The sequence below is a fragment of the Pseudomonas sp. PSB11 genome, assembly GCF_014596605.1.
GTDB classification, from domain to species: domain Bacteria; phylum Pseudomonadota; class Gammaproteobacteria; order Pseudomonadales; family Pseudomonadaceae; genus Aquipseudomonas; species Aquipseudomonas umsongensis.
In genome coordinates, this window is record NZ_NOIO01000018.1 from 38985 (window position 1) to 65871 (window position 26887).

Genomic DNA, 26887 nt, shown 5'->3' on the forward strand with positions numbered 1-26887 from the left:
AATTGTCTTTCATGTGTACATATCCGTTACCGCAGCAATGGATATGTACGCCAAAGCTCTTTCAATCAACCCCCACTCTCCGTACGCCGACTAGAAACCTCCGCCGGCACATCATCCCCCGCCATGCGTTTACGAAACAACGCCGCCCGGGCCAGCAGCAAGGTGGTCACCGGTACGGTGATCGCCAGCAGGATCGGTATCAACCAGGCGTGCAGGACCGGCCCGGACTTGAGCGCAGAAAAGAAGATGATCGAAGCCAGGGCCACGCACCATGCGCCCAGGGTCGAGGCCAGGGCCGGTGGGTGCATGCGCTGGAAGTAATCCTTCATCCGCAACAGGCCAGTGGCGCCAATGAGGGCAAACAGGCTGCCGAGCACCAGCAGGATGGCCACGGGTATTTCCACCCACAAGGACAATGGCGCACTCATTCGATCACCTCGCCGCGCAGGAGGAATTTCGCCAGGGCGAACGAGCCGACGAAGCCAAACAGCGCGATCAGCAACGCGGCCTCGAAGTAAGTGTCACTGGCATAGCGAATGCCCAGCGTCAGCATCATCAGCATCGCCACGATGTACAGGTAATCCAGGGCCAGGACCCGGTCCTGGGCCGATGGACCCTTGAACAGGCGGATCAGGGTCAGGATCATCGCCACGCAAAACAGGAACAGGCTCAGCAGGATGGCGTTGGACAACAAGCTGCTCATTCGAAAATCTCCATCAACGGGCGCTCGTAGGTCGCCTTGAAGTGCTGGATGAACAGCACTTCGTCATCCAGGTCGAAGGCATGCAGCAGCAGGATGCTGCGATCCAGCGCCAGCTCCGACCAGACCGTGCCCGGCACCACCGTGCAGATCATCGACAGCGCGGCCAGGCCATTGGCGTCGCGCAGGTCCAGCGGCACCTTGACGAACCCTGAGCGTGGCGGTCGGCGGCGAGCATTGAGCACACCGAAGGCGACCGCCAGGTTGGACACCAGCACATCGCGACCGACCAGCAGGAACAGACGCAGGATCACCCCGGGCCGACGAATGCGAATCGGCAGCGGACGCAGCTTGCGCATCATTAAAGGCGCGCAAAGCCCCAACAGGGCGCCCAGTAACAGGTTGCCGGGACTGAGCGACAGGTTCAGCAGCAACCACAACAGGCACAGGGCCAGCGACAGCCATGGCGCAGGCAGCAGGCGCTTCATGGTTGCACCTCCAGCAGCGCTGCACTGGCCTGCGGGCCTGGCACCACGCGGGTGCCGAGCACGGCCATCACGTACTGCTGCGGGTTGTTCAAGGCGTTGGCGGCCGCTTGGGTGTAGCGCAGCAGCGGTTCGGCCTTGAGCGTGAGCAGGATGCTCAACCCCAGCAGCGCGAAAATCGGTACGCATTCCAGGCGCCGCAGCGCAGGCGAGGGGCGTTCTGCCGGTGTCCAGAAACGCTGGACGCCGACGCGGGCAAAGGCGATCAACGACGCCAGGCCCGAGAGGATCAGCAGCGTCAGCAAGCCCCACGCGGCATTCGAAACCGGCGCGTCGCCAGCGTTGCCCAGGCCCATCGGATTGAGCAAGGCGCTGAGCAGGCCGAGCTTGCCGATGAAGCCTGAGAGCGGTGGCATGCCGATGATCAGCAGGGCGCAGGCGATGAAGCTCAAGCCGAGGAACGCCATGGTCCAGGGAATCACCTGGCCGACCACGGCTTTCTGGTCGTCGTCGAGGTTGATGCCCTTGATCGGATACAACGATTCCAGCGGCCGAGGCAGCATCTCGTTTTCATCCTCCAGGGGCATTTCGTTGGCCGAGCGCGAGCGTTCGATCAACTCCGCCAGCAGGAACAGCGCGCTCAGCGCCAGGGTCGAGCTGACCACATAGAACAGTGCCGCAGCGATCAGGTTTGGCTGGCCGAACCCGATCGCCGCCAGCAGAATCCCCGCCGACACCAGGATGCTCAGGCTGGCCATGCGCTCCAGGCGTTGGGCCGCGAGGATCGCCACGGCCGCGCAGACGATAGTGGCCATGCCGCCGTAGATCAGCCAATCGCCACCGAAGTACGCCGAGGCGCCGGCCTGACCGGAAAACAGCAGGGTCCACAGGCGCAGCAAGGTGTAGATGCCGACCTTGGTCATGATCGCGAACATCGCCGCCACCGGCGCGCTTGCCGAGGAGTACGCTGGCACCAGCCAGAAATTCAGCGGCCACATCCCGGCCTTGGCCAGGAACGCCACCGCCAGGATGCCCGCGCCTGCATGCAACAGGCCGCGATCGGCTTCGGGCACCAGCGGGATCTTCAGCGCCAGGTCGGCCATGTTCAGGGTGCCGGTGACGCCGTAGATCAGCGCCGCGCCAATCAGGAACAGGGTCGAAGCCAGCAGGTTGATCGAGATGTAATGCAGCCCCGACGACACCCGCGCCCGGCCCGACCCGTGCAGCATCAGGCCGTAGGACGCGGCCAGCAGCACTTCGAAAAACACGAACAGGTTGAACAGGTCCGCCGTCAGGAAGGCGCCATACAGGCCCATCAGCTGGATCTGGAACAGCGCATGGAAGCTCGAACCGGCGCTGTCCCAGCGCGCCATGGCGAACAGCAGCGCACAGACGCCGATAATGCCGGTCAGCACCAGCATCAGCGCCGACAGGCGATCGACCACCAGCACCAGGCCGAACGGTACCTGCCAGTTGCCCGGCAGATACACGCCAATGGAACCGGCGATGCCGGTGGTTTGCGTCCATTGCAACAGCAGAACTGAAATACCCAGCCCCAGCAGGCTGGAGAACAGGTTGATCTTGGCCTTGAGCGGGCGATGTTTCTCGCCGAGCATCAGCATGATCGCGGCGGTCAGCAGCGGCAGCAGGATGGGCGCGGCGATCAGGTGCGACATCGGATTCATTCTTTAGGCTCCCGGCCATCCACATGGTCGGTGCCGGTCAAGCCCCGGGACGCCAGCAAGACCACCAGGAACAGCGCGGTCATGGCGAAGCTGATGACGATCGCAGTCAGTACCAGCGCTTGTGGCAGCGGGTCGGTGTAATGCAGCAGATCCTGGGGTACGCCGTCCTTGATGATCGGCTCCTTGCCGATGAACAGGCTGCCCATGCTGAAGATGAACAGGTTGACGCCATAGGACAGCAGGCACAGGCCCATGACCACCTGGAACGTCCGTGGACGCAGGATCAGCCAGACGCCGGACGCGGCCAGGACGCCGATGGCGATGGCGATGACTTCTTCCATCAGACAGCCTCCTTGATGACGACAAGTTTGGGCTGGGCCGCGGTCTTGTGACCCCGCACCGATTGGTGGGCAAGGGCGGTCAGGATCAACAGCGTCGAACCGACCACCACGGCGTACACGCCGACGTCAAAGAACAGCGCGCTCGCCAGGTGAATGTCGCCCAGCAGCGGCAGGTCGAAATGCCAGGTGTGGGTGGTCAGGAACGGATAACCGACGACCATTGCGCCCAGGCCGGTCACGGTGGCGAATAGCAGGCCGACGCCCATCCAGCGCAACGGGCGCAGGCTCATTTGCGCTTCCACCCATTGGGTGCCGGCGACCATGTACTGCAGGATGAACGCCACCGACATCACCAGGCCCGCGACAAAGCCGCCGCCCGGCTGGTTGTGCCCGCGCATGAACAGGTAGAACGAGACCACCAGGGCGATCGGCAGCAGCAGACGCACCAGCACCGCCGGGACCATCATGAAGCCGAGCGCGGTGTCGCTGGCGTGACGCGGGTTGACCAGGTCGGTGACCACGTCCGGCGCGAGCAGGCGCTGCTGGGCCGGCAACTGCAGGCTTTCCTTCGGCGGACGGAAACGCCGCAGCAGGGCGAACACGGTCAGGGCCACCGCCACCAGCACGGTGATTTCACCCAGGGTGTCGAAGCCGCGGAAATCCACGAGCATCACGTTGACCACGTTGCTGCCGCCGCCTTCGGGCAGGGCGCGGCTCAGGTAGAACGAGGAAATGTCGTTCGGCGTCTGTCGGGTCAGCATCGCATAGGCCAGCAATGCCATGCCGCCGCCGACCACGGCCGACAGCAGCAAGTCGCGGATGCGGCGGATGCGCGCCTTGCGCAGGCTGCTCGGCAGCGGCGAAACCTCTTCGATTCGCCGTGGCAGCCAGCGCAGGCCCAGCAGGATCAACACCGTGGTCACCACTTCGACCACCAGTTGCGTCAACGCCAGGTCCGGGGCCGAGAACCAGACGAAGGTCACGCAGGTCATCAGGCCGCAGACGCTGACCATGGTCAGGGCGGCCAGACGATGGTACTTGGCCTGGTATGCGGCGCCGAGGGCGCAGGCAATCGCCAGCAGCCAGAGGATGACGAACACGATCGAGCCCGGGATCTTCGGCCGGTCGCCCCAGTGCAGGCTGCTGTGCAACATCGGGATCAACCCGGCCAGGACCGCGGCGAGCACCATCAGGAACAATTGCATCTGCAGGCGCCGGGTACTGATCAGTGGCTCCAGGCGTCGGGCCAGGCGCATCATCAGCACCAGGCTGCGTTCGAACAGGCGCTTGCCGTTGAAGCGGCCAATCAACGGCGGGTAATGGAAGCGACCGAGCTTGAGCTGCTTGCGCAAAAGCAGGTACAGCACGATGCCACCGGACATGGCGATCAGGCTCATGATCATCGGCGCGTTCAAGCCGTGCCAGATCGCCAGGCTGTACTCGGGCAAGGTGCCGCCCACGACCGGTTGCGCGGCGGCGGCGAGCAACGGGCCGACCACTTGCGCCGGGAAGATCCCCACCACCAGGCAGGTGAACACCAGCAGCTCGACCGGCGCGCGCATCCAGCGCGGCGGCTCGTGCGGGGTGTGGGGCAGGTCGGTGGCGGTCGGGCCGAAGAACACGTCAACGGTGAAACGCAAGGAGTAGGCGACGCTGAAGGTCCCGGCGATGGTCGCGACGATCGGCAGGGTGGCTTCGATCCAGGCCGTGGCGTTGATGAACACGGTCTCGGCGAAGAACATCTCCTTGGACAGGAAACCGTTGAGCAGCGGCACGCCGGCCATGGAAGCGCTGGCGACCATGGCCAGGGTCGCGGTGAACGGTATCAGCTTGAACAGGCCGTTGAGCCGGCGGATGTCGCGGGTGCCGCTTTCGTGGTCGATGATGCCGGCCGCCATGAACAGCGAGGCCTTGAACGTGGCGTGGTTGAGGATGTGGAACACCGCGGCGACGGCGGCCAGCGGGCTGTTCAGGCCCAGCAGCAGGGTGATCAGGCCCAGGTGGCTGATGGTCGAGTAAGCCAGCAGGCCCTTGAGGTCGTTCTGGAACATCGCGCAGTACGCGCCGAGCAGCAGGGTGGCGGCGCCGGCTCCACTGACGATGTAGAACCATTCTTCACTGCCCGAGAGCGACGGCCACAGGCGAGCCAGCAGGAACACCCCGGCCTTGACCATGGTTGCCGAGTGCAGATAGGCCGAAACCGGTGTCGGCGCGGCCATGGCGTGGGGCAGCCAGAAGTGGAAGGGGAATTGCGCGCTTTTGCTTAGCGCGCCGATCAGGATCAGGGGCAGCAGGATAGGGTAGAGGGCATGAGCACGAATCAGGTCGCCGGCGGCCAGGACCTTGTCCAGGTCATAGCTGCCGACCACATGGCCAAGCAGCATGACCCCCGCCAGCAGGCACAAGCCGCCCGCGCCGGTGACCATCAGCGCCATATATGCACCGCGTCGCGCGTCGGCCCGGTGGTGCCAATAGCCGATCAACAGGAACGAGAAGAGGCTGGTCAACTCCCAGAAAAACACGATCTGGATCAGGTTGCCGGAGATCACCAGCCCGAGCATGGCGCCCATGAACGCCAGGAAAAACGCGAAGAAACGCGGTACCGGATCGTCCGGTGACATGTAGTAGCGGGCGTACAGCGACACCAGCGTGCCGATGCCCAGCACCAGCATCGAGAACAGCCAGGCAAAACCGTCCATGCGCAGGATGAAGTTCAGGCCAAGGCTGGGCAGCCAAAGGAACTCTTCGCGGATCACGCCGCCATGGGCGATTTGCGGGTACAGCAGGGCGACCTGGACGGTGCCGATCAAAGCGACCAGGCCAGCCAATAACGATTCGGTATTACGCGCGTTGTGAGGCAGCACCGCTGCCAGACAGCTGCCTATGAAAGGCAGAAGCAGTAGAACTATCAGGGACATAGGCTTCTAATCTGCGGAAGTTTGTAAAGCATCATACGTGCCAGCTCCCGGATCGCCAAACGCCAAGCTGTCGCAGAATCCTACAAGGTAGACGGAAAAGTCTTGCTTCACATTGTTTCGAAGCCTGCGTTCAGCAGGTCCGGCCTCTTCGCGAGCAGGCTCGCTCCCACAGGAGAATGCATTTCAACTGTGGGAGCGAGCCTGCTCGCGAAAGCTATCTTCCAGACGTTGCAGATTTTGCGGTTAACCCTGGGTTTCCCGCTCCAACGCTTCCTCAGCCAGAGCGGCCTTACCCTTGGTCTTCAACTCACTGACAATCACCGCCGCCACGATCAACCCCGCCCCCAGCAACGCAATCGCCGGCAGCCGTTCCCCGGCGATCCTCCCCACAATCCCCGCCCACACCGGCTCACCGGCATAAATCAATGTGGCCCGGGTTGGCGAAACACTTTTCTGCGCCCAGTTCATCGCCACCTGGATCGCCGCACTCGCCGCGCCCAGCCCAAGAGCACTGAACAACAGCAACCAGGAGAAATCAGGAATCTGTTCCTGGGTCGGCACCACCATCAGGAAAGACAGCAGCGAGGTGACTGCCAGTTGCACCACCGTCACCCGTTTCACATCGACCTGACCGGCAAAGTTGCTGATCAGAATGATCTCCGCCGCAATGGCAATGGCGCTGATCAAGGTAGCGATTTCACCGGGGCTGAAGTTCAATGCCGCCCCGGAAGGGCCCGACAGCAGCATCAACCCGGTAAATGCCAGCATGATGCCAATACTCGGCATCAGGCCCGGACGACGCCCCAATACCAGCCATTGCAGCAATGGCACGAAAGGTACGTACAACGCGGTAATGAACGCCGACTGGCTGCTGGGAATGCTCTGCAACCCGACCGTCTGCAAGCCATAGCCGAGCATGATTGCCACGCCGATGAAAGCGCCGGCCTTGAGCTCGAACAAGGTCAATTGCCGCAGGCTGCGCCAGGAGAAGAGGGCGACGATTATCGCGGCGGCGGCAAAGCGCAGGCCGACGAAAAACATCGGGCCGCTGACGGTCATCGCATGCTGGACCAGCAGAAAGGTCCCGCCCCAGACCATGGTGATCAACACCAGCACGCACTCGGCCTTGCTGAGTCGCAGGAAACGGGAGGGAGCCTGGGAGGAGTTCACCGACGTCATGATCTTGCACACTGTTTGAGGGGGACGCACAATGCGCCCGAAGTTGGGCAGTATACTGCGCAACACCATTAAGTGAGCAATATAGTGCACAAAGATTCCTCGCCCCGGGCTTCGGTCCTGCAGCACGTCAGCCAGAACATTCGGCGGTTGCGCCATGCCGCCGATATGAGCCAGACCGCACTGGCGGAAAAATCCGGTGTCAGTCGCCGGATGCTGGTGGCGATCGAGGCCGGCGAAAAGAACGTTAGCCTGACCACCCTCGACCGTGTGGCCGAAGCATTGGACGTGGCCTTCAGCGACCTGATCCAGGCCCCCGATGTGCGCGACCACAGCCGCATCAACGAACTGGCCTGGGCCGGTACGATCCCCGGTAGCAAGGCGGTACTGCTGGCCAAGGCCAATGCCACCCGTGAAGTCGAACTCTGGGAATGGCGCCTGGAACCGGGCGAGCATTATCCGTCGGAGCCTGACGCCGAAGGCTGGAGTGAACAGTTCTACGTGTTCGAAGGCTGCCTGACGGTGATGGTCGGCGAGGTGCCGCACAAGATCGCAGCCGGCGAGTTCTTCATGTTCGCCAGCAACCAGCCGCATTCCTATCGCAACGAGGGAGAAGTCGCGGTGCGCTTCGTGCGCAATGTGGTGATCTGAACTGTTGGCCGGTCAACACTGGATAAACATTTTGCTGTTCTGAAGCTAAAAGCTTTTCTCTAATAATTCGTTAACATATTGATAAATAACGAATTTAAATTCAGGCACGACTCCTGCAAAAGCTCTGGTGCATTCACCCAGAAACCGGAGTCGGCCCATGACAGCCTCAGCCCAATCCCCCCGTACTGCCCATGTGATTCGCTCAGACGCTGAGGCGATTGCCGTAGCCCACAGGCTGGCTGCGCGTTTCGCCGTCGAAGCCAGCATTCGTGATCGCGAGCGCCGCCTCCCGGTTGCCGAGCTCGACGAGTTCTCCGCCAGCGGCCTCTGGGGCATCACCGTGCCAAAAGCCTACGGTGGCGCCGGAGTGTCTTATGTGACCGTCGCCGAAGTGATCAAGATCATTTCCGCCGCCGACTCTTCCCTGGGCCAGATCCCGCAAAACCACCTTGGCGTGCTCGACATCCTGGCGCAAACCGCCAGCGAAGAGCAGAAGCAATACTACTTCGGCAAAGTGCTGCAGGGTTACCGCTTCGGCAACGCCTTCTCGGAATCGAAAAGCAAAAACGCCGGGGCTTTTGAAACCCGTATTCACTTCAACGGCGACACCGCGCAAATCGACGGCGAGAAGTTCTACTGCACCGGCGCGCTGTTTGCGCACATCGTGCCGGCGGTGGCGGTCAACGAACAGAACCAGGCGTTCATCGCTTTCATCGAGCGCGACAATCCCGGTTTGACGGTGATCGACAGTTGGGACGGATTCGGCCAGCGCACCACCGCCAGCGGAGGCGTGACCCTGAACGCGGTGCAGGTCCCGCTCAGCGCGGTGATCCCGGCCCACAAAGCCTTCGATGAGCCAACCGCCGACGGCCCGATCTCACAAATCATCCAGGCCGCCGTGGACACCGGTATCGCCGTGGGTGCCCTGGAAGAAACCAAGCGCTACGCCCGTGAAGCGCGGCCATGGATCGACAGCGGCCAGGACCACGGCTGGCAGGACCCGTTCAGCATTGCCGCCATCGGCGATCTCGAATGGCGTGTGCGGGGTAGCGAAGCGATCCTGAAAAAGGCCGGCCAGGCCATTGACGCCGCGCTGCTCGACGCCAATGAAGACACGGTGGCGCACGCCTCGGTGGTGGTCGCCCAGGCGAAAGTACTGTCCACCGAAATCGCCTTGCTCACCAGCAGCAAGCTCTTCGAACTGGCCGGTACCCGCTCGGTGCTCGGCAAATACAACCTCGACCGTCACTGGCGCAACGCCCGCACCCATACGCTGCACGACCCGGCACGCTGGAAATACCACTTGATCGGCAACTACCTGCTCAACGGCGTAAAGCCTGCGCGCCACGCCTGGAACTGAGGAGCCCACCATGAACGCCTTGACCCAACCGATTGCTGCCGGGCAACAACCCCTGGCCAACAGCCGACATGACCTGCACAACGCGCGCAGTCTGCTCGATGCGACCTTGCGTTTCGTCCGCCAGCACAACCAGGCAACTGATGAGCCTCTGGTGATCAGCCGTCTTGGCGATGTGCACATCCGCATCGAAGTGGCCGCGGCGCTGCTGGAACGCGCTGAAGAATTTCTCGCCAGTGGCACTGACGACATCGAAGTCAGCATCGCCGAAGCCGAATCCCGTCTGGCCAGTGCCGAGGCATTGAGCACAGCCAGCAACGCCGAATTCGAACTCACGGGGCAGCGCACCGCGTTGCCGGGTTCGTTGCACGATCCGCTGCGCGGCAAGCTCCAGCTCATCGGCAACTTTCGCCTCAACGGCATTCACCCACCCAGCTTGCACACATCAACCAAGGGAGCCGTTTGATGGCCCGTGAAATCCGTCTCAATGCTTTCGACATGAACTGCGTCGGCCATCAGTCGCCGGGGTTATGGGCGCATCCGCGGGATCGTTCCTGGCAGTACAAGGACCTGGAATACTGGACCGATCTGGCGAAAATCCTCGAGCGCGGCAAGTTCGACGGGCTGTTTATTGCCGACGTGCTTGGCATCTACGACGTCTACCGCGGTAACGGCGATGCGGCGATCCGCCAGGCGGCCCAGGTGCCGGTCAACGACCCGCTGCAACTGATCCCGCCGATGGCGCTGGTGACCGAACACCTGGGCTTTGGCCTGACCGCGTCGCTGTCGTTCGAGCATCCGTACCCGTTCGCCCGACGCCTGTCGACCCTCGATCACCTGACCAAGGGCCGCGCTGGCTGGAACATCGTGACCTCGTACCTGGAGAGCGGGGCGAAGAACCTCGGGCAGAAAACCCAGACTGAACACGACGCCCGCTACGACTTTGCCGAAGAGTACCTGCAGGTTTGCTACAAGCTCTGGGAAGGCAGTTGGGAAGAGGGCGCGATCCTGCGCGATCGCGAGCGGCGGATCTTCAGCGACCCGAGCAAAATCCACGAGATCCAACATGTCGGCAAACACTTCCAGGTGCCGGGGATTCACCTCTGCGAGCCCTCGCCGCAACGCACTCCGGTGTTGTACCAGGCGGGCGCGTCAAGTCGCGGCAAGCAGTTCGCCGCCGAGCATGCCGAGTGTGTGTTCGTCGCCGCACCGTCGAAAGTGCTGCTGAAGAAAACCGTGGCCGACATCCGCAGGCGTGCGGCGCAGGCGGGGCGTGATCCGTCGAAGATCCTGATTTTCAACCTGCAGACGGTGATCCTCGGCGAGACCGACGCCAAGGCCAAGGCCAAGTTCGAGGAATACAAGCGCTGGGTCAGTTATGAGGGCGCGATGGCGTTGATTTCCGGCTGGACGGGCATCGATTTCAGTCAGTTCAAACCGGATGAACCGCTCAAGCATGTGCACACCAATGCCATTCAATCGGCGGTGGAGGCGTTCTCCACGGCCGATCCGAACAAGGTCTGGACCCCCAATGAACTGGCCGACTGGGTAGGCATCGGTGGCTTTGGCCCGTTGTTTGTCGGGAGTCCGGAAACCGTTGCCGATCTGTTGCAGGAATGGGTCGAGGAGACCGATGTGGATGGCTTCAACCTGGCTTATGCACTGACCCACGAAACGTTCATCGATGCGGTGGAGTTGCTGGTGCCGGAGTTGCAGAAACGCGGTGTGTACAAGACCGAATACGCGCCGGGGACCTTGCGCGAGAAGCTGTTCGGTGAGGGGCCGCGCTTGCCGCAGATTCATCCGGCCAGCGGTTATCGCGATCTGGTGGGGTTGCGGCAGCAGGAGAAGAAGGTGGCTAGCGCCTGAAAACCTGCGCACACCACAGATCCCTGTGGGAGCGGGCTTGCTCGCGAAAGCGGTTTAACAGACGAAAACGCTGTTGGATTCGCCGGCCTCTTCGCGAGCAAGCCCGCTCCCACATGGGATCGCGGTCGTTGCATAGATCACAGCCCAGCGGACCACCGCACGCTTTTGCCCATGACATAGAGGTCAACCCATGAGCGTGCACGAACTCAAGCGTCCGCCGGTTGCGGACATCAAGGAATGGCAGGTCAGCGCGCCCAAGGCGCTGGAGCAATTGCGCCATTGGGCGCAAGTCCGCCCGTTGCAGCCGGCATTGCGGCACAAGCGTCACGGGCAATGGTTTGCCTGGCGCTGGATCGATGTCTTGCGCGATGTCGAGCGCCTGGCCGATGGTTTGCGCCAGCAAGGATTCGATGAGGGTTCGCGGCTGGCCGTCAGTGGCGCCTTCGAGCCGAACCTGTTGCTGCTGGCCCTGGCGGCTCAGCACATCGGCGGCGAGGTGCTGGCCATCGCCGACAACCTCGACGCCCCCGCCTTGCACCACGTCCTGTGGCGCAGCAACCCTGGCCACGCCTTCGTGCAGGGCCGGCAGGCGCGGCAACTCTGGCTCAACCAGGGCCAGTCGCTGCTCGACTTCGCCGAGCTGCTGGGCCCGACAGAGCATCCGCAACGGCTTCGCCTCGGTGTGAACGCCGAGCAGTTATGGAGCGAGGAGGGTACCGAGTGGCGGGATGGCCTGGCGGTATTGTTCAAACAATGGCTCGGTGTCGGGCAAACCCTGGCCTTCCCGGAAAGCCCCGGCAGTGCCAGTCGTGATCGCCGCGAGGTGGCGCCTGCGGGCCTGCTGCTTTCCGCCGAGCGCCTGCAAGCGCTCGCCGCGGAAATCGATAGACGCCTCGCGTCACCGGGCACCTGGCGCCGCCGCCTGTGCGACTGGGCCATCGCCCAGCCGCAAAAGCCCCTGCAACGCCTGATCAAGACCCGCGTGCGCCGCCTGCTGGGCTTTCACAACCTGCACTTCATCTGGCAAGCCACGCGCACCGCGCAAGCGCAACCCACGCCTGCCTGGCTCGCCGAATTCAAACGGAACATCGCATGATCTCGACCGATTCCATCCTGCAAGTCAGCGGTATTTCCCTGTCCTTCAAAGGCGTCAAGGCGATCAACGACCTGTCGTTCGATGTGCGCCGTGGCGAGATCTGCGCGTTGATCGGCCCCAACGGGGCGGGCAAGAGTTCGTTGCTCAATGTGCTCAACGGCGTGTACCGATTCGATGCCGGTTCGATCGTGTTCGAGCAGCAGTCTTTCAAGCGCATCGATCCCTTGAGCGCTGCGCGCCGGGGCATCGGCCGCACGTTCCAGAACAACGCGCTATTCAAGAAAATGAGCGTGATCGACAACCTGCTGACCGGCCTGTCGCGGCATCTGCGCAGCAGCTTCATCGAGCAGGCATTGGGTTTGCCGCGAGCCCGGCTTGAAGCCGAACAGTTTCGCCAGCAGGCCCAAGGCATCCTCGAATTCCTCGAACTGCAAGCCCAACGCGATGTGCCGGTGGGCAACCTCGCCTACGGCCTGCAAAAGCGCGTCGAACTGGGCCGCGCCCTGATCGCCGGCCCGAGCCTGTTGCTGCTCGACGAGCCGATGGCCGGGATGAACGCCGAGGAAAAACAGGATATGGCCCGGTTCATCGCCTACATCAACCGTGACCTTGGCACCACGGTGGTGTTGATCGAACACGACATGAGCGTGGTGATGGGCCTGTCCGACCATGTGGTGGTACTCGACTACGGGCGCAAGGTCGGCGATGGCACGCCTGCCCAGGTGCAGGCCAACCCCGAGGTGATCGCGGCGTATCTGGGAGTGGTGCACTGATGACGTTCTTCTTCGAAACCCTGCTCGGCGGCTTGCTCGCCGGAACCCTGTATTCGCTGGTCGCCATCGGCTTCGTGCTGATCTACAAGGCCAGCGGTGTGTTCAATTTCGCCCAGGGCGCAATGCTGTTGTTCGCCGCGCTGACCTTCGTCAGCCTGCACGATCAGGGTGTGCCGTTTGCGCTGGCACTGCTGTTGACAGTGCTGGTAATGATCGTTGGCGCGCTGTTGATCGAGCGGCTGGTGCTGCGACCCTTGGTCAATCGCTCGCAGATCACCCTGTTCATGGCCACCCTCGGCCTGTCCTTCATCATCGAAGGCCTGGCGCAAGGCCTGATGGGCTCGCAGGTCCGGGCGCTGGACCTGGGCATCGACGACGTGCCGCTGTTCATCGGCGCAATGATGGTCAGTCAGTTCGACCTGATCGCCGCCGCTGCGGCCATCGTGCTGGTGACGGTGCTGGCACTGCTGTTCAACAAGACCCGCATCGGCATCTCGTTGCGGGCGGTGGCGGACGACACCACCGCCGCGCTGTCCATCGGCATCAACCTCAACCGCATCTGGCAGATCGTCTGGGCCGTGGCCGGGGTGGTCGGACTCGTGGCCGGGTTGCTCTGGGGGGCGCGACAAGGGGTGCAGTTTTCCCTGTCGCTGGTGGTGCTCAAGGCGTTGCCGGTGTTGATCATCGGCGGTTTCACCTCGATTGGCGGGGCGATCGTCGGCGGGCTGATCGTCGGGGCGGCGGAGAACCTCGCCGAGGTCTACATCGGCCCGCTGATCGGTGGCGGCATCACGCCGTGGTTTGCTTATGTCCTGGCCCTGGCCTTCCTCTACATCCGTCCCGCCGGCCTGTTCGGCGAGCGCGCCATCGAGCGAGTCTGAACCCATGTCGATTTCCCTTACCCGTGAAACCGCACCGGCGGTGTTGGTCCGGCGCCGCGTGCCATTCGGTCTGGTCGGCTTGTTGCTGATCGCGTTTGTCGTCGTTCCACTGACCGGCAACGACTATTGGTTGAACGCCATTCTGATTCCGTTCCTGGTGCTGTCCCTGGCCGGACTTGGCCTGAACCTGCTGACTGGCTACACCGGGCAAACCTCGGTGGGTGCGGCCGGGTTCATGGCGGTCGGGGCGTTTGCCACGTACGGTTTTCTGTTGCGCTTGCCTGAACTGGGTCTGCCAGTGGCGTTGCTGGGTGGCGGTTTGATCAGTGCGGTGGTGGGTTTTTTCTTCGGGCTGCCGAGTTCGCGGATCAAGGGCTTTTACCTGATGGTCACCACCCTGGCGGCGCAGTTTTTCCTGGAGTGGCTGTTCGTCAAATTCCCCTGGTTCTACAACTACGGCTCGTCCGGCACCATTACCGCACCGAAACTGGCGCTGTTCGGCCATGACCTGAACACGCCGCTGGGCCGCTATTGGCTGACCCTGACCACTGTGCTGCTGCTGACCTGGGTCGCGGTGAACCTGGTGAAAAGCCAGATCGGCCGCAACTGGATGGCGATCCGCGACATGGACACCGCCGCTGCCGTCATCGGTATTCCCGTGGCGCGCTACAAGCTCCTGGCATTTGCCGTCAGCTCGTTTTACCTGGGCATCGCCGGCGCCTTGTGGGCCTTTGCCTACCTGGGCACCGCCAGTGCCAGCAGTTTCGATATCAATCGATCATTCCAGATCCTGTTCATCATCATTATCGGTGGCATGGGCAGCATCGCCGGCAACTTCATCGGCGCGGCATTCATCAGCCTGTTGCCAATCCTGCTCAGCCACCTCGGCCAAGCCTTGCTCGGTGGCGCGGTGGATGCCGGGCAGCTGCAAAACCTGCAAAAAATCATCTTCGGCGTGCTGATCATCCTGTTCCTGATCAAGGAACCGGAAGGCTTGATCCGCCTGCTGGGCAATCTTCGTGAACGGCTGGGCCACTGGCCGCTGCGCTTCTGAATCCTTCCCACTACTAGAGAAACAACATGCGCGCATCCTTGAAACGCTCCCTGCTCGGCGCCGCTTTGGCGCTGGCGGTTTTCGGCAGTGCAGTACCGATGGCCCAGGCCTCGGCGGACCAGCAGTTCTTTCCGTTGGCCACTTACCGGGTCGGCGCCTACGCCTCCAGCGGCGTACAGGTGTGGGCCGGGATGATCGATTACCTCAACTACATCAACGAGGTCGAAGGCGGGATCAATGGGGTGAAACTGGTTTGGCAGGAATGCGAAACCGAGTGGACGGCGGAGAAGGGCATCGAATGTTACGAGCGCTTCAAGAATGGCCTGGATGGCGCGCCCGTGGCGGTCTATCAACCTAACGGCGCGCCGGCGGCCTATGCCCTGAGTGAGCGGGCGGAAGTCGACAGGATTCCGCTGATCACCCTGGGTTATGGCCGCACCGAAGCCACCGACGGCACGGTGTTCCCGTACAACTTCCCGGTGATGCTGACCTTCTACAGCGAAGCCTCCAGCCTGATCAACTACATCGCCCAGCGAGAGGGTGGCTTCGACAAACTCAAGGGCAAGAAAATCGCCACGGTCTACCACGACTCCGCATACGGTCGCGAAACCCTGGGGCCGCTCAAGCTGTTGGCCGAGAAGTACGGGTTCGAGAACATCCAGATTCCGGTGGCCGATCCGGGCAATGAGCAATCGGCGCAATGGCGGCAGATCCGTCAGCTCAACCCGGACTGGGTGTTCCTGCGCACCTGGGGCGTGTCGACCCCGGTGGCGGTCAAGACCGCTGCGCGTTTCGGCTTCCCGGTGGACCACATCGTCGGCGACATCTGGGCCAGCTCCAGCGAAGACGTGCTGCCCGCTGGCGCTGCCGCCAAAGGCTACCTGGCGCTGACGCCGTACCCGGCCGGCACTGACTTCGAGATCCACAAGCGCCTCAAGCAATACATCCTCGACAAGGGCAAGAGCGACCTCAAGGACCTGAAGAATTTCGGCAGCGTCTACTACAACTCCGGGCTGGTGAATGCCGCCGTCGCCGTGGAAGCGATCCGCACCGCCCAGGGCAAATTCGGCAAGCGCCCGCTCAACGGTGAGGAAGGGCGTTGGGGCCTGGAACATCTGAATATCGACGATGAGCGGCTCAAGGACATGGGTTACTTGGGCCTGATGCAAAACCTCAAGCTGTCTTGCAAGGATCACGAGGGCGGCGGTTCAGCGCGGGTGCAGCAGTGGGACGGCGCCAACTGGACGCTGATCAGTGACTGGATCGCCGCCGACCGCGCGTTGTTGCGGCCGTTGATCGACGAGAAATCCGCCGCGTTCGCCAAGGAAAAAGGCCTGACGCCACGCACCTGCACTGCAGAGGAATAAGCCATGAGCCATGCCGCCAGCGACATTGCCGTCAACGATCTGTTGCGGGTCAATGACATCGAAGTGATCTACGACGGCGCGATCCTGGCCGTGGCCGGCGTCTCGCTGACGGTGCCCAAGGGCGGCATCGTCGCGTTGCTCGGGGCCAACGGTGCGGGTAAAAGCACCACGCTCAAGGCGATTTCCGGGCTGGTGCGGGCCGAGCGGGCCGAGGTCAGTCGTGGCAGCATCGAGTTTCTGGGGCGCGATACCGCAGGCGTCGATCCGAGCCTGCGGGTGCGCGAAGGGATGGTCCACGTACTGGAGGGCCGGCACGTCTTCGCGCAATTGACGGTGGAGGACAACTTGCGCAGTGGTGGATTTGTCCGCGGCTTGAGTCGCCAGGACATGGCCCGGGACCTGGAGCGCATCTACGCCTGGTTTCCGCGCCTGAAGACCAAGCGCAAGACCCAGGCCGGCCTCACGTCCGGTGGCGAACAGCAGATGGTCGCCATCGGCCGCGCATTGATGACACGTCCTACTTTGGTACTGCTCGACGAACCTTCCATGGGTTTGGCGCCTATCATCGTCCAGGAGATTTTCGAGATCGTCGCCCAGCTCAACCGCGAGGCACAGGTGAGCTTCCTGATTGCCGAGCAAAATATTAATGTGGCGCTCAAGTACGCTTCCACGGCCTATGTCCTCGACACCGGCCGGGTGGTGTTGTCCGGCAGCGCCAGCGAGCTGCTGGCCCGGGGCGATCTGCATGACTTCTATCTAGGTAAACACTGAGCAGTGAGAACGGCATGAGTGAAACCCAAAACGGACAGGCGAGCGACGTCGTCCGTCACGCGGACATCCTGATTATCGGCGGCGGCCTCAGCGGCGCGATGTTGGCGGCGCAACTGTTACGCCTGCCGGGCAAACGCCAGGTGCTGGTGATCGAGCCACGCGCCGAGCTCGGGCGCGGCGAGGCCTACAGCGCCGTGGAGCTGGGGCATACGCTTAACGGCAACGCGGCGCGCATGAGTGTCGATCCGGACAACGCCGATGACCTGACCCAATGGTTGACCGACTACATTGCGGCCGGCGGCTGGCCGGAGTCGGATGAGCAGCATGTACCGATCAGCGAGTTGTTCCCGCCCCGGGGGATTTTCGGTCTGTACGTGCAGCAACGCCTGGCCGAGGCGCAAGCGGTGGGGGCGCTGAACGGCTCGACGGTCGAGCATGTGCGCGCCGAGGTGGTGGATTTGCAAACCGATGCGCAGTCGGTGCGCTTGAGCTTGAGCGACGGCCAGCGACTGCAGGGTTCCTTTGCCGTGCTCGCCACGGGGATGTTCCCGGCCGCGCGCACGCCGCAGACGCAGTCCAGCGGTTTGAACGCGGCGGCGCTTGACCCGTGGGATGTTGCTGCGATGCGCCAGCTCGATCCGCAATCGACGGTGCTGATCATCGGCTCGGGGCTGACCATGGTCGATGCCGTGGTGTCGCTGGAACAGGCTGGGCATCGCGGGCCGATCAACGTGTTTTCCCGTCACGGCCTGTTGCCCCATGTGCGGCGCCAACCACCGGCCTGGGTGGATTTCCTGGCCGAGGATCAGAGCATTCGCACGCCCCGACAGCTGGTGCGTGAATTACGCCGGCATTGCCGCGATGCCACCGTCCAGGGCATTGACTGGCAGGCACCGCTGGACACGGTGCGGGCGCACATCGGGCGTCTGTGGAGTCAGGCCACCGACCTGCAGCGTCGGCAATTCGTGCGCCATGTACGGCCGTGGTGGGAAAGCCATCATCACCGCTCGCCACCGTTGAGCGCCGAACTGGTGGAACGCCTGCACAAGGAAGGGCGGTTGCAGATTCAGGCAGCGTCGTTCAAAGGGCTGGAGCCTTCTTCGGGCAATGAGGTGAGTATTCGAATTCGCCGCCGAGGTGAAACGCAAACCGTTGTCGTCAGTGGCGCGGCGTTGATCAACTCCAGCGGCATCGAATATGACTGGCGACGGGTGGCGCGACCATTGCCCCGGCAATTGCTGGCGCGCGGGCTGATTCGCCCGGGACACCTGGCGCTGGGCATTGCGGCCGAGGTCGACGGTGCGGTACTGGATGCCGACGGTCAGGCTGCGAGCCGTCTGTTTGCCATGGGCCCGCCGTTGCGCGGGATGTGGTGGGAAAGCACTGCGGTGACGGATGTGGCAAGCCAGGCCAAGGCACTGGCCGCGCGATTGGCAACAGTCGGAACGTTACACAAATGAACAAATCCCGCATTTGTGGCGAGGGGATAAATCCCCTCGCCACAGGTTTGTTGTTTCAGGCAGACCAAGGCTGTTGATCAATAGCGCTGATACTTTGAACCGAACTCAGGGCGGTTTTCCGCGACGTAGAGTTTGTCTTTCTGGTCGGCGCTGACGGTGTTCACGTTGAGTGTCGCCGGTTGGCTGACTTTCGCCGCAGCAACCAATGGGGTAGTGGCGTGTGGGGCGGCGATGGCGCTAGTGGCGCCAAGCACCGAAAGGGCGAAGCCGAGACCGATGAGGCTTTTCATGATGTTGCTCCAGAGCGTGGGGAGAAGATGTGGCCACTGTAGTGCTGGAGCGTCGCGCTGAAAAAACACCCTTGCGCATAGTCGTTATCGAGGGTGTTGATCTATTCAGGCCTGTGCATCGAGCATTTCCACCGGGTAGGAGAACACGTACCCCTCGCTGCGCACGGTCTTGATGTAGGTCGATTCCCGTGAGTCGTCCTTGAGTCGTTGGCGCAGGCGGCTGACCAGCAAATCAATCGAGCGGTCGAACAGATCGGCGTCGCGGCCCTGGGTCAGGTTGAGCAACTGGTCGCGACTCAGCACCCGTTGCGGGTGATCGAGGAACACCCGCAGCAGGCGGTATTCGGCGCCACTGAGGGCCACCAGGGTGCCGTCTTCGTCGAGCAGATGACGGGCGGTGGTGTCCAGGCGCCAGCGGCCAAAACCGAGCATCCGACCGCTTTCGCTGATCAGCAGATTGGGGGGCAGCATGCGGGTACGGCGCAATACGGCGTTGATCCGCGCCAGCAGTTCGCGGGCGGAGAAGGGTTTGGTCAGGTAGTCGTCAGCGCCCATTTCCAGGCCGAGGATACGGTCGGTTTCATCGTTGCGAGCGGTGAGCATCAGGATCGGCGTGGCTTTGTGCTTGCCCGCGCGAAGTTCGCGGCACAGGACCAGGCCATCGTCGCCGGGCAACATGATGTCGAGCACGATCAGGTCGACCTGGTTGGCTTCGAGGAAGCTGCGCATGTGCCGGCCGTCGGCAACCACGGTTGTGCGCAGGCCGTTTTTCTTCAGGTAGTTACCAACCAGTTCGCGAATCTCGCGATCGTCGTCGACGATCAGGATGTGGTTGACGTGGTCCATCGATCGATCCTCTTTTTTTGCAACGATACATTTTGTAGGCGCTGGCTTGCCAGCGATGGCGGCCTCATAGCTCTCGGATGTACCCGATCTACTGATCTACTGATTTACTGTAGGAGCCAGGCTTGCCGGCGAAGGCGCCCTTACAGTCAACCAATTCTCTTTCAGGTGTACATATCCATTCCAGCGGTAACGGCCACCTATGGTTTCGCTCTTACAGCGAGTCACTTTGAAGAGCGGAACGCCGCCCGGCGCAAAGTAACCAAACGCTCTTGCCCCTGGCGTTCGGTGCCTCGCTCCGGTCCTGCTCCGTGGGCCCGCCGCGATCGACCATCCATGGTCGTGCGCGGCTAACCCGGCATCCATGCCGGGTTGCCCACTACGCAGAACCGGAACGAAGCCTCTCGATGGGGCAAGAAAATCAAAAGCCAAAGCAGAGCAAAAGCAAAGCGAGGCGGCCTGACAGCCGACCTGATTGCAGGACTGTCCGCAATCCCATTGTGGGAGCGGACTTGCTCGCGAAGGACGTCCAGACAACGCGATCATCCAGACAGGGCGCGTTATCGTTGACGTCCTTCGCGAGCAAGCCCGCTCCCACAGGAGATTGGGGTATCTGCAATAGTCAGGTCGGCTGTCAGGCCGCCTCGCTTTTGTTTTTGATCTGGGTGCCCCGTTAACCACGATGGCCGGAGAGAGGGCATGCCGAGCCCTAGCGAGGCACCGAGTGGTGGGGCAAAGCCTTTTGCTTCCTTTTTGCTGGGCCGGCACTCCGGCGTTTGAAAAAGGGAGTCGCTGTAAGAGCGAAACTATAAGTGGCCGTTACCGCCGCAACGGATATGTAGTCAGACAACATCTCCCACAGGCTTTGACGCGGCATGGATCAACATTGGTAGAGGCGCCGCTAGTGCGATCCGACTCACCTCTCCCAGAAAGCAACAAGCCGAAGCATTGGCTTCGGCTCGCACTTAACAATTTACATTAACTTGCTTACGCAACCACTCGATAACACGGCACATACGCCGCACCACCCGGCAGCTTCATCCGGTGCTGGGCGACGAAGGCCTTGAGCAGTTGATCCAGGGGCTGCATGACGGCCGCATCGCCACGGATCTGGTATGGCCCGTGTTTTTCGATCAGGCGGATGCCCTTGTCCTTGACGTTGCCGGCGACGATGCCGGAGAACGCACGGCGCAGGTTGGCGGCCAGTTCGTGGGGTGGCAGGTCACGGCTGAGCTTGAGGTTGGCCATGTTTTCATGAGTCGGGTCGAACGGGCGCTGGAAGCCTTCGTCGATCTTCAGCAGCCAGTTGAAATGGAACGCGTCGTTGCGTTCGCGACGGAACTGCTTGACCGCCTTGAGGCCCTGGGTCATCTGCCGGGCGACTTCTGCCGGGTCGTCGATGATGATCTCGTAGTGCTTCTTGGCATCTGCGCCCAGGGTGGCGCCGACGAACGCGTCAAGCTGTTCCAGGTAGGGCGCCGCATGTTTCGGACCCGTGAGGACGACCGGGAAGGGCAGGCCTGCGTTGTCCGGGTGCATCAAAATGCCCAGCAGGTACAGGAACTCTTCGGCGGTACCGGCGCCACCCGGGAAGATGATGATGCCGTGGCCAACGCGGACGAAGGCTTCCAGGCGCTTCTCGATGTCCGGCAGGATTACCAGTTCGTTGACAATCGGGTTCGGCGCTTCGGCGGCGATGATTCCCGGCTCGGTCAAGCCCAGGTAGCGCCCGCCGTGGATGCGCTGTTTGGCATGGGCGATGGTGGCGCCTTTCATCGGGCCTTTCATCACGCCGGGGCCGCAACCGGTGCACACGTCCAGGCTGCGCAAGCCCAGTTCGTGGCCGACTTTCTTGGTGTATTTGTATTCTTCGGTATTGATCGAGTGACCGCCCCAGCACACCACGATCTTCGGCTCCACGCCCGGGCGCAGCGTGCGGGCGTTGCGCAGCAGGTGGAACACATAGTCGCTGATACCCTGGGAGGTGCTCAGGTCGATGCGTTGGCTGTCGAGTTCATTTTCGGTGTAGACGATGTCGCGCAGGGCGCTGAACAGCATTTCACGGGTGCTGGCAATCATTTCGCCGTCGACGAAGGCGTCGGCCGGGGCGTTCAGCAGTTCCAGGCGTACGCCACGGTCTTGCTGGTGGATGCGGATTTCGAAGTCCTTGTAGGCTTCGAGGATGGTCTTGGCGTTATCGACGTGGGCGCCGGTGTTGAGGATGGCCAGGGCGCACTGGCGGAAGATGTCGTAGGTGCTGCCGGATCCAGCTTCGCTCAGTTGCTGGACTTCCCGTTGGGAGAGTGTTTCCAGGCTGCCTTTCGGGCTGACCGAAGCATTGATTACTTGTCGTTGGGTCATTCAATGATCCTTAAAACGATGTCATTCACGCGCAAACAACGAATGGCATCCGAATAGAGAGTATCCATGAAAGAAGATGGCACGAACGGCGCGGTCTCGCCATGTCCTCCTTTTGATGATGTATAGATGAAAAGGAGCCCCAGCATAGCTAAATCCGTCGCAGAGGCGATAATGGCCCGCGGTCTTTTTGCCCAGCGACCTATTTTTTGCCATTGAAGCCAAGGAATCCCGACGTCATGTTCGAAATCCAGCCGATGAACGCCGACGACTATCGGCAACGGACGCGGCGCAGCACGCTGATGATCGCGCTGATCTTTCTCGCGCTGGCGATGGCCCTGTCCACCGCGGCGGTGACGTTGTTCGGCGAGCCGGGTGGGGACAATCTACGCTTCAATATCGGCGGAGTGTTTGCCGCGGTATTGGTCATGGCCGCGTTGATGTGCAAGCTGTTCTGGCACCAGCAATGGATGGCGCCGGCGGTCTACAGCTGGCAACTCAAGCGCAGCCTGATGAGCATCACCAACGTTATGCACCACCTCAAGGCGGCCGTGGAATCGGGGGATCCGGACGCCATGAAGCTGTTGCGCTTCTATCACCTGGGATTGAGCCAGATGCACCAACTGGACGGTAACTCCAGCGATGATGCGCAACTACACCGGGAAATGGAGCAACATCAGGCGCGGATGCAAGCGCTGGGCATCGATATCCGGCAGACGCGGCTGGACCCGGCCTGGCTGGACGCGCTGAGGCGCACAGCGCGATAGGTCCATGGAGCAGCAAGGGCCTTTTCATTCGATTCAAGGAGCGAACGTCATGGGGCAGCCGTCCATTCACGATCCTGTGGAACAAAACCGGCAGGGTGTCGCCCGGCTCAAGACGCGCTCTGCCGTCACCCTTTTGATTGCAGTCTGCCTGTCGATGGCGGTGATCGTGATCTGGGAAACCTGGAGCTCGCGCCAGTACCATCTGCATGACAAGGAAGTGGCGATGTCCAACCTTGCGCAGACCCTGGCCTCGCAGGCCCAGGCGGCGATCAAGCAAGCTGACACGCTGCTGTTCACCCTGGTCGACCGCCTGGAGAACGACGGTATGGAGCCGGGTCGGCTCAATCGCCTGCAACGCTTGCTCGGCGCACAGCGCCGTGAGTTGAGCCAGGTGCATGGGCTGTTCGTCTATGACGAAACCGGCAAATGGATTGCCAACTCCAACGGCGCCGAGGTGGGGGTTGCCAACAATTCCGACCGCGAGTACTTCATCTATCACCGCGATCATCCTGACCGCGGACCGCACATCGGCCCTTCGATCAGGAGCCGCTCCAGCGGCGAATGGATCATGACGGTGTCGCGCCGGATCAATCACCCGGATGGCCGTTTCGCCGGCGTGGCGCTGGCCACCCTTTACCTCAGCCATTTCCTGCAGCTTTACGATGGCATCGACATGGGCCGCAACGGTGTGATCAACCTGATCGCCGACGATGCCAGCATTATCGTGCGCCGGCCGTTTCACGAGGCTGACATCGGCACCAGCCTGGCCAAAAGCCCATTGTTCACCCGGCTGCTGCCACAGGGCAGTTCGGGGACGGCTACCGTCCGGTCCATGCTGGATGGCGTGGAGCGGGTGGTGGGCTATCGCCGTGTCGAAGGTTATCCGTTGATCGTCTTTGCCGCGCTCAACAAGGAGGAAGTGCTGGCGGGCTGGCGCCAGGAGTCCTGGCTCAGTGCGGGTATCGTCGCGCTGTTGCTCGGGGTGCTGGGGGTGCTCGGCTATCGCCTGATCAAGTTGATGAAGAAGCAGGACCGCATCCAGGGCGAGTTGCTCGGCACTCAGGAGCGGCTGCTCGAACTCAATCGCAACCTTGAGTTGCTGGCGCTGGAAGACGCGCTCACGGGCCTGGCCAACCGGCGCCAGTTCGATCTGTTCATCCAGGCGGAAATGGGCCGCGCCCGGCACAACATGACGGGGTTGGCCCTGTTGATGATCGATGTCGATCACTTCAAGCCATTTAACGATCGCTACGGCCACCTGGCCGGTGATGAGTGCCTGCGCAAGATCGCTGTGCTGATTACCGAGCACATCAGGCGCCCCGGCGATCTGGCTGCGCGCTTTGGTGGTGAGGAGTTTGCCGTGGTGCTACCGGGAACGGACTACGTCGGAGCATTTTTGCTGGCGGAAAAAATCCGCCACGCGGTCCAGGCCGCCGGCCTGCCGCACACTGAAAGCCCTGATGGCAAGGTGACGGTCAGCGTGGGTGTGTGCGGGTATGATCCGGCATCGGAGGCCCAGACCAGTGAGTTGATCGGGGCGGCCGACAAAGCGCTGTACGTGGCCAAGGCCAGCGGGCGCAACATGAGCGTGATAGCCAACTGAGGCTCAGGCAAACCGGTCGCTGCCTTGTACCAGCCGGGTGCACAGGTGCGGTTGCTTGAGCTTTTCCAGCCACCAGCCCAGCGCCCGCCCGTCGTGATCGCCGCGCCAGCCGGCATACAGAATGTTCGGCTCGCGCGGATCGGCCATCTGTTTTTCCACCAGCGAGCCATTGTCCAGTAACGAGGTGACGCGATGCCTGGGCAGCCAGCCCACGCCGAGACCGTCGCATTGGGCGAGGATTTTTGCGCGCATGGTCGGCACCGCCAGCACCGATTGGCCACCGGAGACCCCGTAGGTACTGCCTTCGCTGGCCCGGGACGAATCCGCCACGACAATCGCCCGGTGCTGCGCCACCATGGCGCGGGTGATCGGTTCGCGGGCCTTGGCCAGCGGATGCCTGGGCGAGACGGCGAACACCCACTGCATTTCCCCCAGTTGCATCCAGCGCAATGACGCGATGGCCGGTGGCTCGTTGGTGGCGCCGATGACCAGGTCCGCGCGGCCTTCACGCAGAGCCTCCCAGACACCCCGCAGCACTTCCTGGGTGATGCGCAGCGGTACGCCAGAGCCCAGCGCATCGAACTCGTGGATCACCGGGAGCAGGGTTTCGAATTCCAACAGTTCATCGGTGACGATCCACAAACGACTTTCCCAACCATTGGCCACTTGCTGCACCCGTTGGGTCAGGCGCGAGACGTCTTGCATCAGTCGCGCCGCTTCATTGACCAGCAATTCTCCGGCCGGAGTGAGTTGCAGGCGGTAGCGCCGGCGATCGAACAGCAGGGCATCGAAGCGTTCTTCCAGTTGCCGCGCGGCATAGGACACCGTAGAAGGCGCCTTGCCAAGATAGGCCGCGGCCCGCGACAGGCTGCCGGTTTCGCGAATCGCTTGCAGCAGCGCCAGGTCTTCAGTCGACAGCATTGGCCGAACCCTCGTGTTTGACGATTACAATTGCCGCCGCCGTTTCCTGAGCCAGATCAATCGAAGATAGATCGCAGCGTTCAGCACCAGTACCAGGCTGCCCAATCCCAGCTGGATGGCCGGTGTCAGCCCGGCCGGGTAAATGACCGGCCACACGTAATGTTCGATGAAGCCGGCGCCGTAACCACCTTGCCCGGCGGCCTGGCGCATCAGGTTTTCCCAGTGCGTCAGTGGGCAAGGCAAGTGGAACACCTCCACTGCCACGCCCCAGACTGCGGCGGGCAGGTGCCACAGGATCAAGTGGGGCCATTTGAGAACCAGCAGCCCGCCGAACACTACGAACACAATGAATGCCAGGTGCAACAGCATCAGCCCATCGGCAGCGATTCGGTAGAGCATGTCGCCCCCCTGGCGCGTCAGTCGAATCGCTCCATCGTACTCGCGCGGGTGCCTGGCACTCTATCGATTGTCGCTGCCCAGCACGCCGAGCACCTCCTTCAAGCGCCCGACCATGTCATCGCTGCTGCGTTGCATCGGTGCACGCAACTCATCAGTGATCAAGCCTTGCAGAGCCAGCGCGGTTTTTACCGGTGCCGGGTTGGGCTCGATGAACAGGCTCTGGATCAGTGGCAGAAGCTGGAAGAATGTTGCTCGACCGGCCGCCAGCTGGTTGTCGCGAATCTGTCGGTACAACGCCACGAAAAGGTGCGGATGAACATGGGCCGACGCGGCAATCGCACCTTTGGCACCCAGGCACAGGGCATTGAAGATCTGGTTGTCTTCACCGCACAGCACATCGACCTTGCCGCTGGACAGCAAGGCCAGGGTGTTGCCCAGGTTGCCACCGCAGTCCTTGATCGCGACGATGCGCTCATGGGCGACGATATTCAGCAAGGTCGACTGGTCGAAGGCTACGCCGGTGCGGTAGGGGATGTCGTACAGGATCAACGGCACGCTGGAAGCGTCGGCGACCGTCTGGAAAAACGCTTCGAGCCCCGCCTGGGAGGGCCGGATGTAATAGGGCGGTGGCACCAGCAGGCCGGCCAGCGGGCGCTTTAGAATTTCCTCCTGAAAGTGCAGCAGTTCGATCAGGTTGTTGCCGGCCAAACCCATGACGACCTGCCGGGCCGGCACTTGCTCCAGCACCGCATCGAGCACTGCCAGCTGCTCGTGCTTGCCCATGGCTGCCGGTTCGCCTGTGGTGCCACAGACGATGAGGCCGTCGACACCTGCTTCGAGCAGATGGCTGACCAGCCGGCGCAATCCGACGAAATCGATGGCGCCATTGTGGAACGGTGTGACGAGGGGAACCCAGATACCTTGAAACGATGACATGCACTTTCTCCTGATGGTCGACCGATTTCGTCACCGTCAGAAGCGTAGTAGGAAGTAAGCAAGGGGAGGGTGGTCCGTCGCGCTCAATGTCCTGTCAGCTCATCTGACGGGACAGCGCGCCCCGGTCACATGAGCGACTGTTTCTTCGATTTGAGGGTGCGCGCAACGCCAACTTGCGCCTTGGCA

At 62.3% G+C, this 26887-nt stretch carries 26 protein-coding genes; 13 read left to right on the plus strand and 13 right to left on the minus strand.

Annotated features, from left to right (window positions below):
* Positions 1-65 precede the first annotated feature (65 nt).
* From CGA21_RS19810 to CGA21_RS19840, 7 genes are all read right to left on the minus strand, one after another.
* On the minus strand, positions 66-428 hold the full coding sequence (locus CGA21_RS19810) for a Na+/H+ antiporter subunit G (protein WP_008063389.1): 363 nt from the start codon (positions 426-428) through the stop codon (positions 66-68).
* Positions 425-703, minus strand: coding sequence for a K+/H+ antiporter subunit F (locus tag CGA21_RS19815; protein WP_008063386.1), 279 nt, complete (start codon positions 701-703; stop codon positions 425-427). The genes CGA21_RS19810 and CGA21_RS19815 overlap by 4 nt, the downstream gene beginning before the upstream one ends.
* The gene (locus CGA21_RS19820; protein ID WP_188264858.1) at positions 700-1188 is read right to left on the minus strand and encodes a Na+/H+ antiporter subunit E; all 489 of its coding nucleotides are present in this window, start codon (positions 1186-1188) and stop codon (positions 700-702) included. The genes CGA21_RS19815 and CGA21_RS19820 overlap by 4 nt, the downstream gene beginning before the upstream one ends.
* A complete protein-coding gene (locus CGA21_RS19825; protein WP_188264859.1) occupies positions 1185-2870 on the minus strand; it encodes a monovalent cation/H+ antiporter subunit D in 1686 nt (561 codons plus the stop codon). Before CGA21_RS19825 ends, CGA21_RS19820 begins: the two co-directional genes overlap by 4 nt.
* Positions 2867-3211, minus strand: a complete 345-nt coding sequence (locus CGA21_RS19830) for a Na+/H+ antiporter subunit C (RefSeq protein ID WP_007986256.1) — start codon at positions 3209-3211, stop codon at positions 2867-2869. The genes CGA21_RS19825 and CGA21_RS19830 overlap by 4 nt, the downstream gene beginning before the upstream one ends.
* A complete protein-coding gene (locus tag CGA21_RS19835) occupies positions 3211-6129 on the minus strand; it encodes a monovalent cation/H+ antiporter subunit A (protein ID WP_188264860.1) in 2919 nt (972 codons plus the stop codon). The genes CGA21_RS19830 and CGA21_RS19835 overlap by 1 nt, the downstream gene beginning before the upstream one ends.
* Positions 6130-6372: 243 nt before the next feature.
* Positions 6373-7377, minus strand: coding sequence for a DMT family transporter (locus tag CGA21_RS19840; protein ID WP_188264898.1), 1005 nt, complete (start codon positions 7375-7377; stop codon positions 6373-6375).
* Positions 7378-7392: 15 nt separating this feature from the next.
* Here CGA21_RS19840 and CGA21_RS19845 point away from each other — a divergent pair, with 15 nt between their 5' ends.
* The 11 genes from CGA21_RS19845 (at position 7393) to CGA21_RS19895 (ending at position 18584) form a co-directional block, all read left to right on the plus strand.
* Entirely contained in the window at positions 7393-7956 is a 564-nt protein-coding gene (locus CGA21_RS19845; RefSeq protein ID WP_020800954.1) for a helix-turn-helix domain-containing protein, read from the plus strand.
* Positions 7957-8113: 157 nt separating this feature from the next.
* Positions 8114-9316 carry an SfnB family sulfur acquisition oxidoreductase gene (locus CGA21_RS19850; RefSeq protein ID WP_110750787.1) on the plus strand — a complete coding sequence of 401 codons (1203 nt, stop codon included), beginning with the start codon at positions 8114-8116 and terminating at the stop codon, positions 9314-9316.
* A 10-nt stretch (positions 9317-9326) separates the two neighbouring features.
* Positions 9327-9779: an acyl-CoA dehydrogenase gene (locus CGA21_RS19855; protein WP_110750785.1), complete on the plus strand. Its 453-nt coding sequence runs from the start codon at positions 9327-9329 to the stop codon at positions 9777-9779.
* The gene (locus tag CGA21_RS19860) at positions 9779-11182 is read left to right on the plus strand and encodes an LLM class flavin-dependent oxidoreductase (RefSeq protein WP_188264861.1); all 1404 of its coding nucleotides are present in this window, start codon (positions 9779-9781) and stop codon (positions 11180-11182) included. The genes CGA21_RS19855 and CGA21_RS19860 overlap by 1 nt, the downstream gene beginning before the upstream one ends.
* A 190-nt stretch (positions 11183-11372) precedes the next feature.
* Positions 11373-12278, plus strand: coding sequence for an AMP-binding protein (locus tag CGA21_RS19865; RefSeq protein WP_188264862.1), 906 nt, complete (start codon positions 11373-11375; stop codon positions 12276-12278).
* Entirely contained in the window at positions 12275-13051 is a 777-nt protein-coding gene (locus tag CGA21_RS19870; protein ID WP_020800960.1) for an ABC transporter ATP-binding protein, read from the plus strand. Before CGA21_RS19865 ends, CGA21_RS19870 begins: the two co-directional genes overlap by 4 nt.
* Positions 13051-13932, plus strand: coding sequence for a branched-chain amino acid ABC transporter permease (locus CGA21_RS19875; RefSeq protein WP_110750780.1), 882 nt, complete (start codon positions 13051-13053; stop codon positions 13930-13932). The genes CGA21_RS19870 and CGA21_RS19875 overlap by 1 nt, the downstream gene beginning before the upstream one ends.
* Before the next feature lie 4 nt (positions 13933-13936).
* Positions 13937-14986, plus strand: coding sequence for a branched-chain amino acid ABC transporter permease (locus tag CGA21_RS19880; RefSeq protein WP_110750778.1), 1050 nt, complete (start codon positions 13937-13939; stop codon positions 14984-14986).
* A 26-nt stretch (positions 14987-15012) separates the two neighbouring features.
* Positions 15013-16353: an ABC transporter substrate-binding protein gene (locus tag CGA21_RS19885; protein WP_110750776.1), complete on the plus strand. Its 1341-nt coding sequence runs from the start codon at positions 15013-15015 to the stop codon at positions 16351-16353.
* A gap of 3 nt (positions 16354-16356) precedes the next feature.
* Positions 16357-17124 (plus strand): ABC transporter ATP-binding protein, encoded by a 768-nt coding sequence (locus CGA21_RS19890; RefSeq protein WP_033043851.1) that lies wholly within the window; start codon positions 16357-16359, stop codon positions 17122-17124.
* Positions 17125-17138: 14 nt separating this feature from the next.
* Entirely contained in the window at positions 17139-18584 is a 1446-nt protein-coding gene (locus CGA21_RS19895) for an FAD/NAD(P)-binding protein (RefSeq protein ID WP_188264863.1), read from the plus strand.
* Between the two features lie 77 nt (positions 18585-18661).
* Here CGA21_RS19895 and CGA21_RS19900 read toward each other — a convergent pair whose 3' ends face one another.
* The 3 genes from CGA21_RS19900 to ppnN all read right to left on the minus strand — a co-directional run bounded on the left by CGA21_RS19900 (position 18662) and on the right by ppnN (position 22078).
* Positions 18662-18874 carry a hypothetical protein gene (locus CGA21_RS19900; RefSeq protein ID WP_020800966.1) on the minus strand — a complete coding sequence of 71 codons (213 nt, stop codon included), beginning with the start codon at positions 18872-18874 and terminating at the stop codon, positions 18662-18664.
* 105 nt (positions 18875-18979) lie between these two features.
* Complete coding sequence (locus CGA21_RS19905) at positions 18980-19720, minus strand: response regulator (RefSeq protein ID WP_110750769.1); 741 nt, start codon at positions 19718-19720, stop codon at positions 18980-18982.
* A 984-nt stretch (positions 19721-20704) separates the two neighbouring features.
* The gene (gene ppnN / locus CGA21_RS19910) at positions 20705-22078 is read right to left on the minus strand and encodes a nucleotide 5'-monophosphate nucleosidase PpnN (RefSeq protein WP_020801060.1); all 1374 of its coding nucleotides are present in this window, start codon (positions 22076-22078) and stop codon (positions 20705-20707) included.
* A 236-nt stretch (positions 22079-22314) separates the two neighbouring features.
* Between ppnN and CGA21_RS19915 the strand changes: the two genes are divergently transcribed.
* Positions 22315-22842 (plus strand): DUF3087 family protein, encoded by a 528-nt coding sequence (locus tag CGA21_RS19915; protein WP_188264864.1) that lies wholly within the window; start codon positions 22315-22317, stop codon positions 22840-22842.
* A 49-nt stretch (positions 22843-22891) separates the two neighbouring features.
* Positions 22892-24445 (plus strand): sensor domain-containing diguanylate cyclase, encoded by a 1554-nt coding sequence (locus tag CGA21_RS19920; protein WP_110750765.1) that lies wholly within the window; start codon positions 22892-22894, stop codon positions 24443-24445.
* Between the two features lie 3 nt (positions 24446-24448).
* On the opposite strand, the gene CGA21_RS19925 is transcribed toward CGA21_RS19920, so the two are convergent.
* Genes CGA21_RS19925 through dapA form a run of 3 tightly spaced genes read right to left on the minus strand, consistent with a single transcriptional unit; the run spans position 24449 to position 26701 of the window.
* Positions 24449-25366 carry a LysR family transcriptional regulator gene (locus CGA21_RS19925; protein WP_033044565.1) on the minus strand — a complete coding sequence of 306 codons (918 nt, stop codon included), beginning with the start codon at positions 25364-25366 and terminating at the stop codon, positions 24449-24451.
* 24 nt (positions 25367-25390) lie between these two features.
* A complete protein-coding gene (locus tag CGA21_RS19930; protein WP_188264865.1) occupies positions 25391-25765 on the minus strand; it encodes a DUF2784 domain-containing protein in 375 nt (124 codons plus the stop codon).
* A gap of 60 nt (positions 25766-25825) precedes the next feature.
* Positions 25826-26701: a 4-hydroxy-tetrahydrodipicolinate synthase gene (gene dapA / locus CGA21_RS19935; protein ID WP_188264866.1), complete on the minus strand. Its 876-nt coding sequence runs from the start codon at positions 26699-26701 to the stop codon at positions 25826-25828.
* Between the last annotated feature and the right edge of the window lie 186 nt (positions 26702-26887).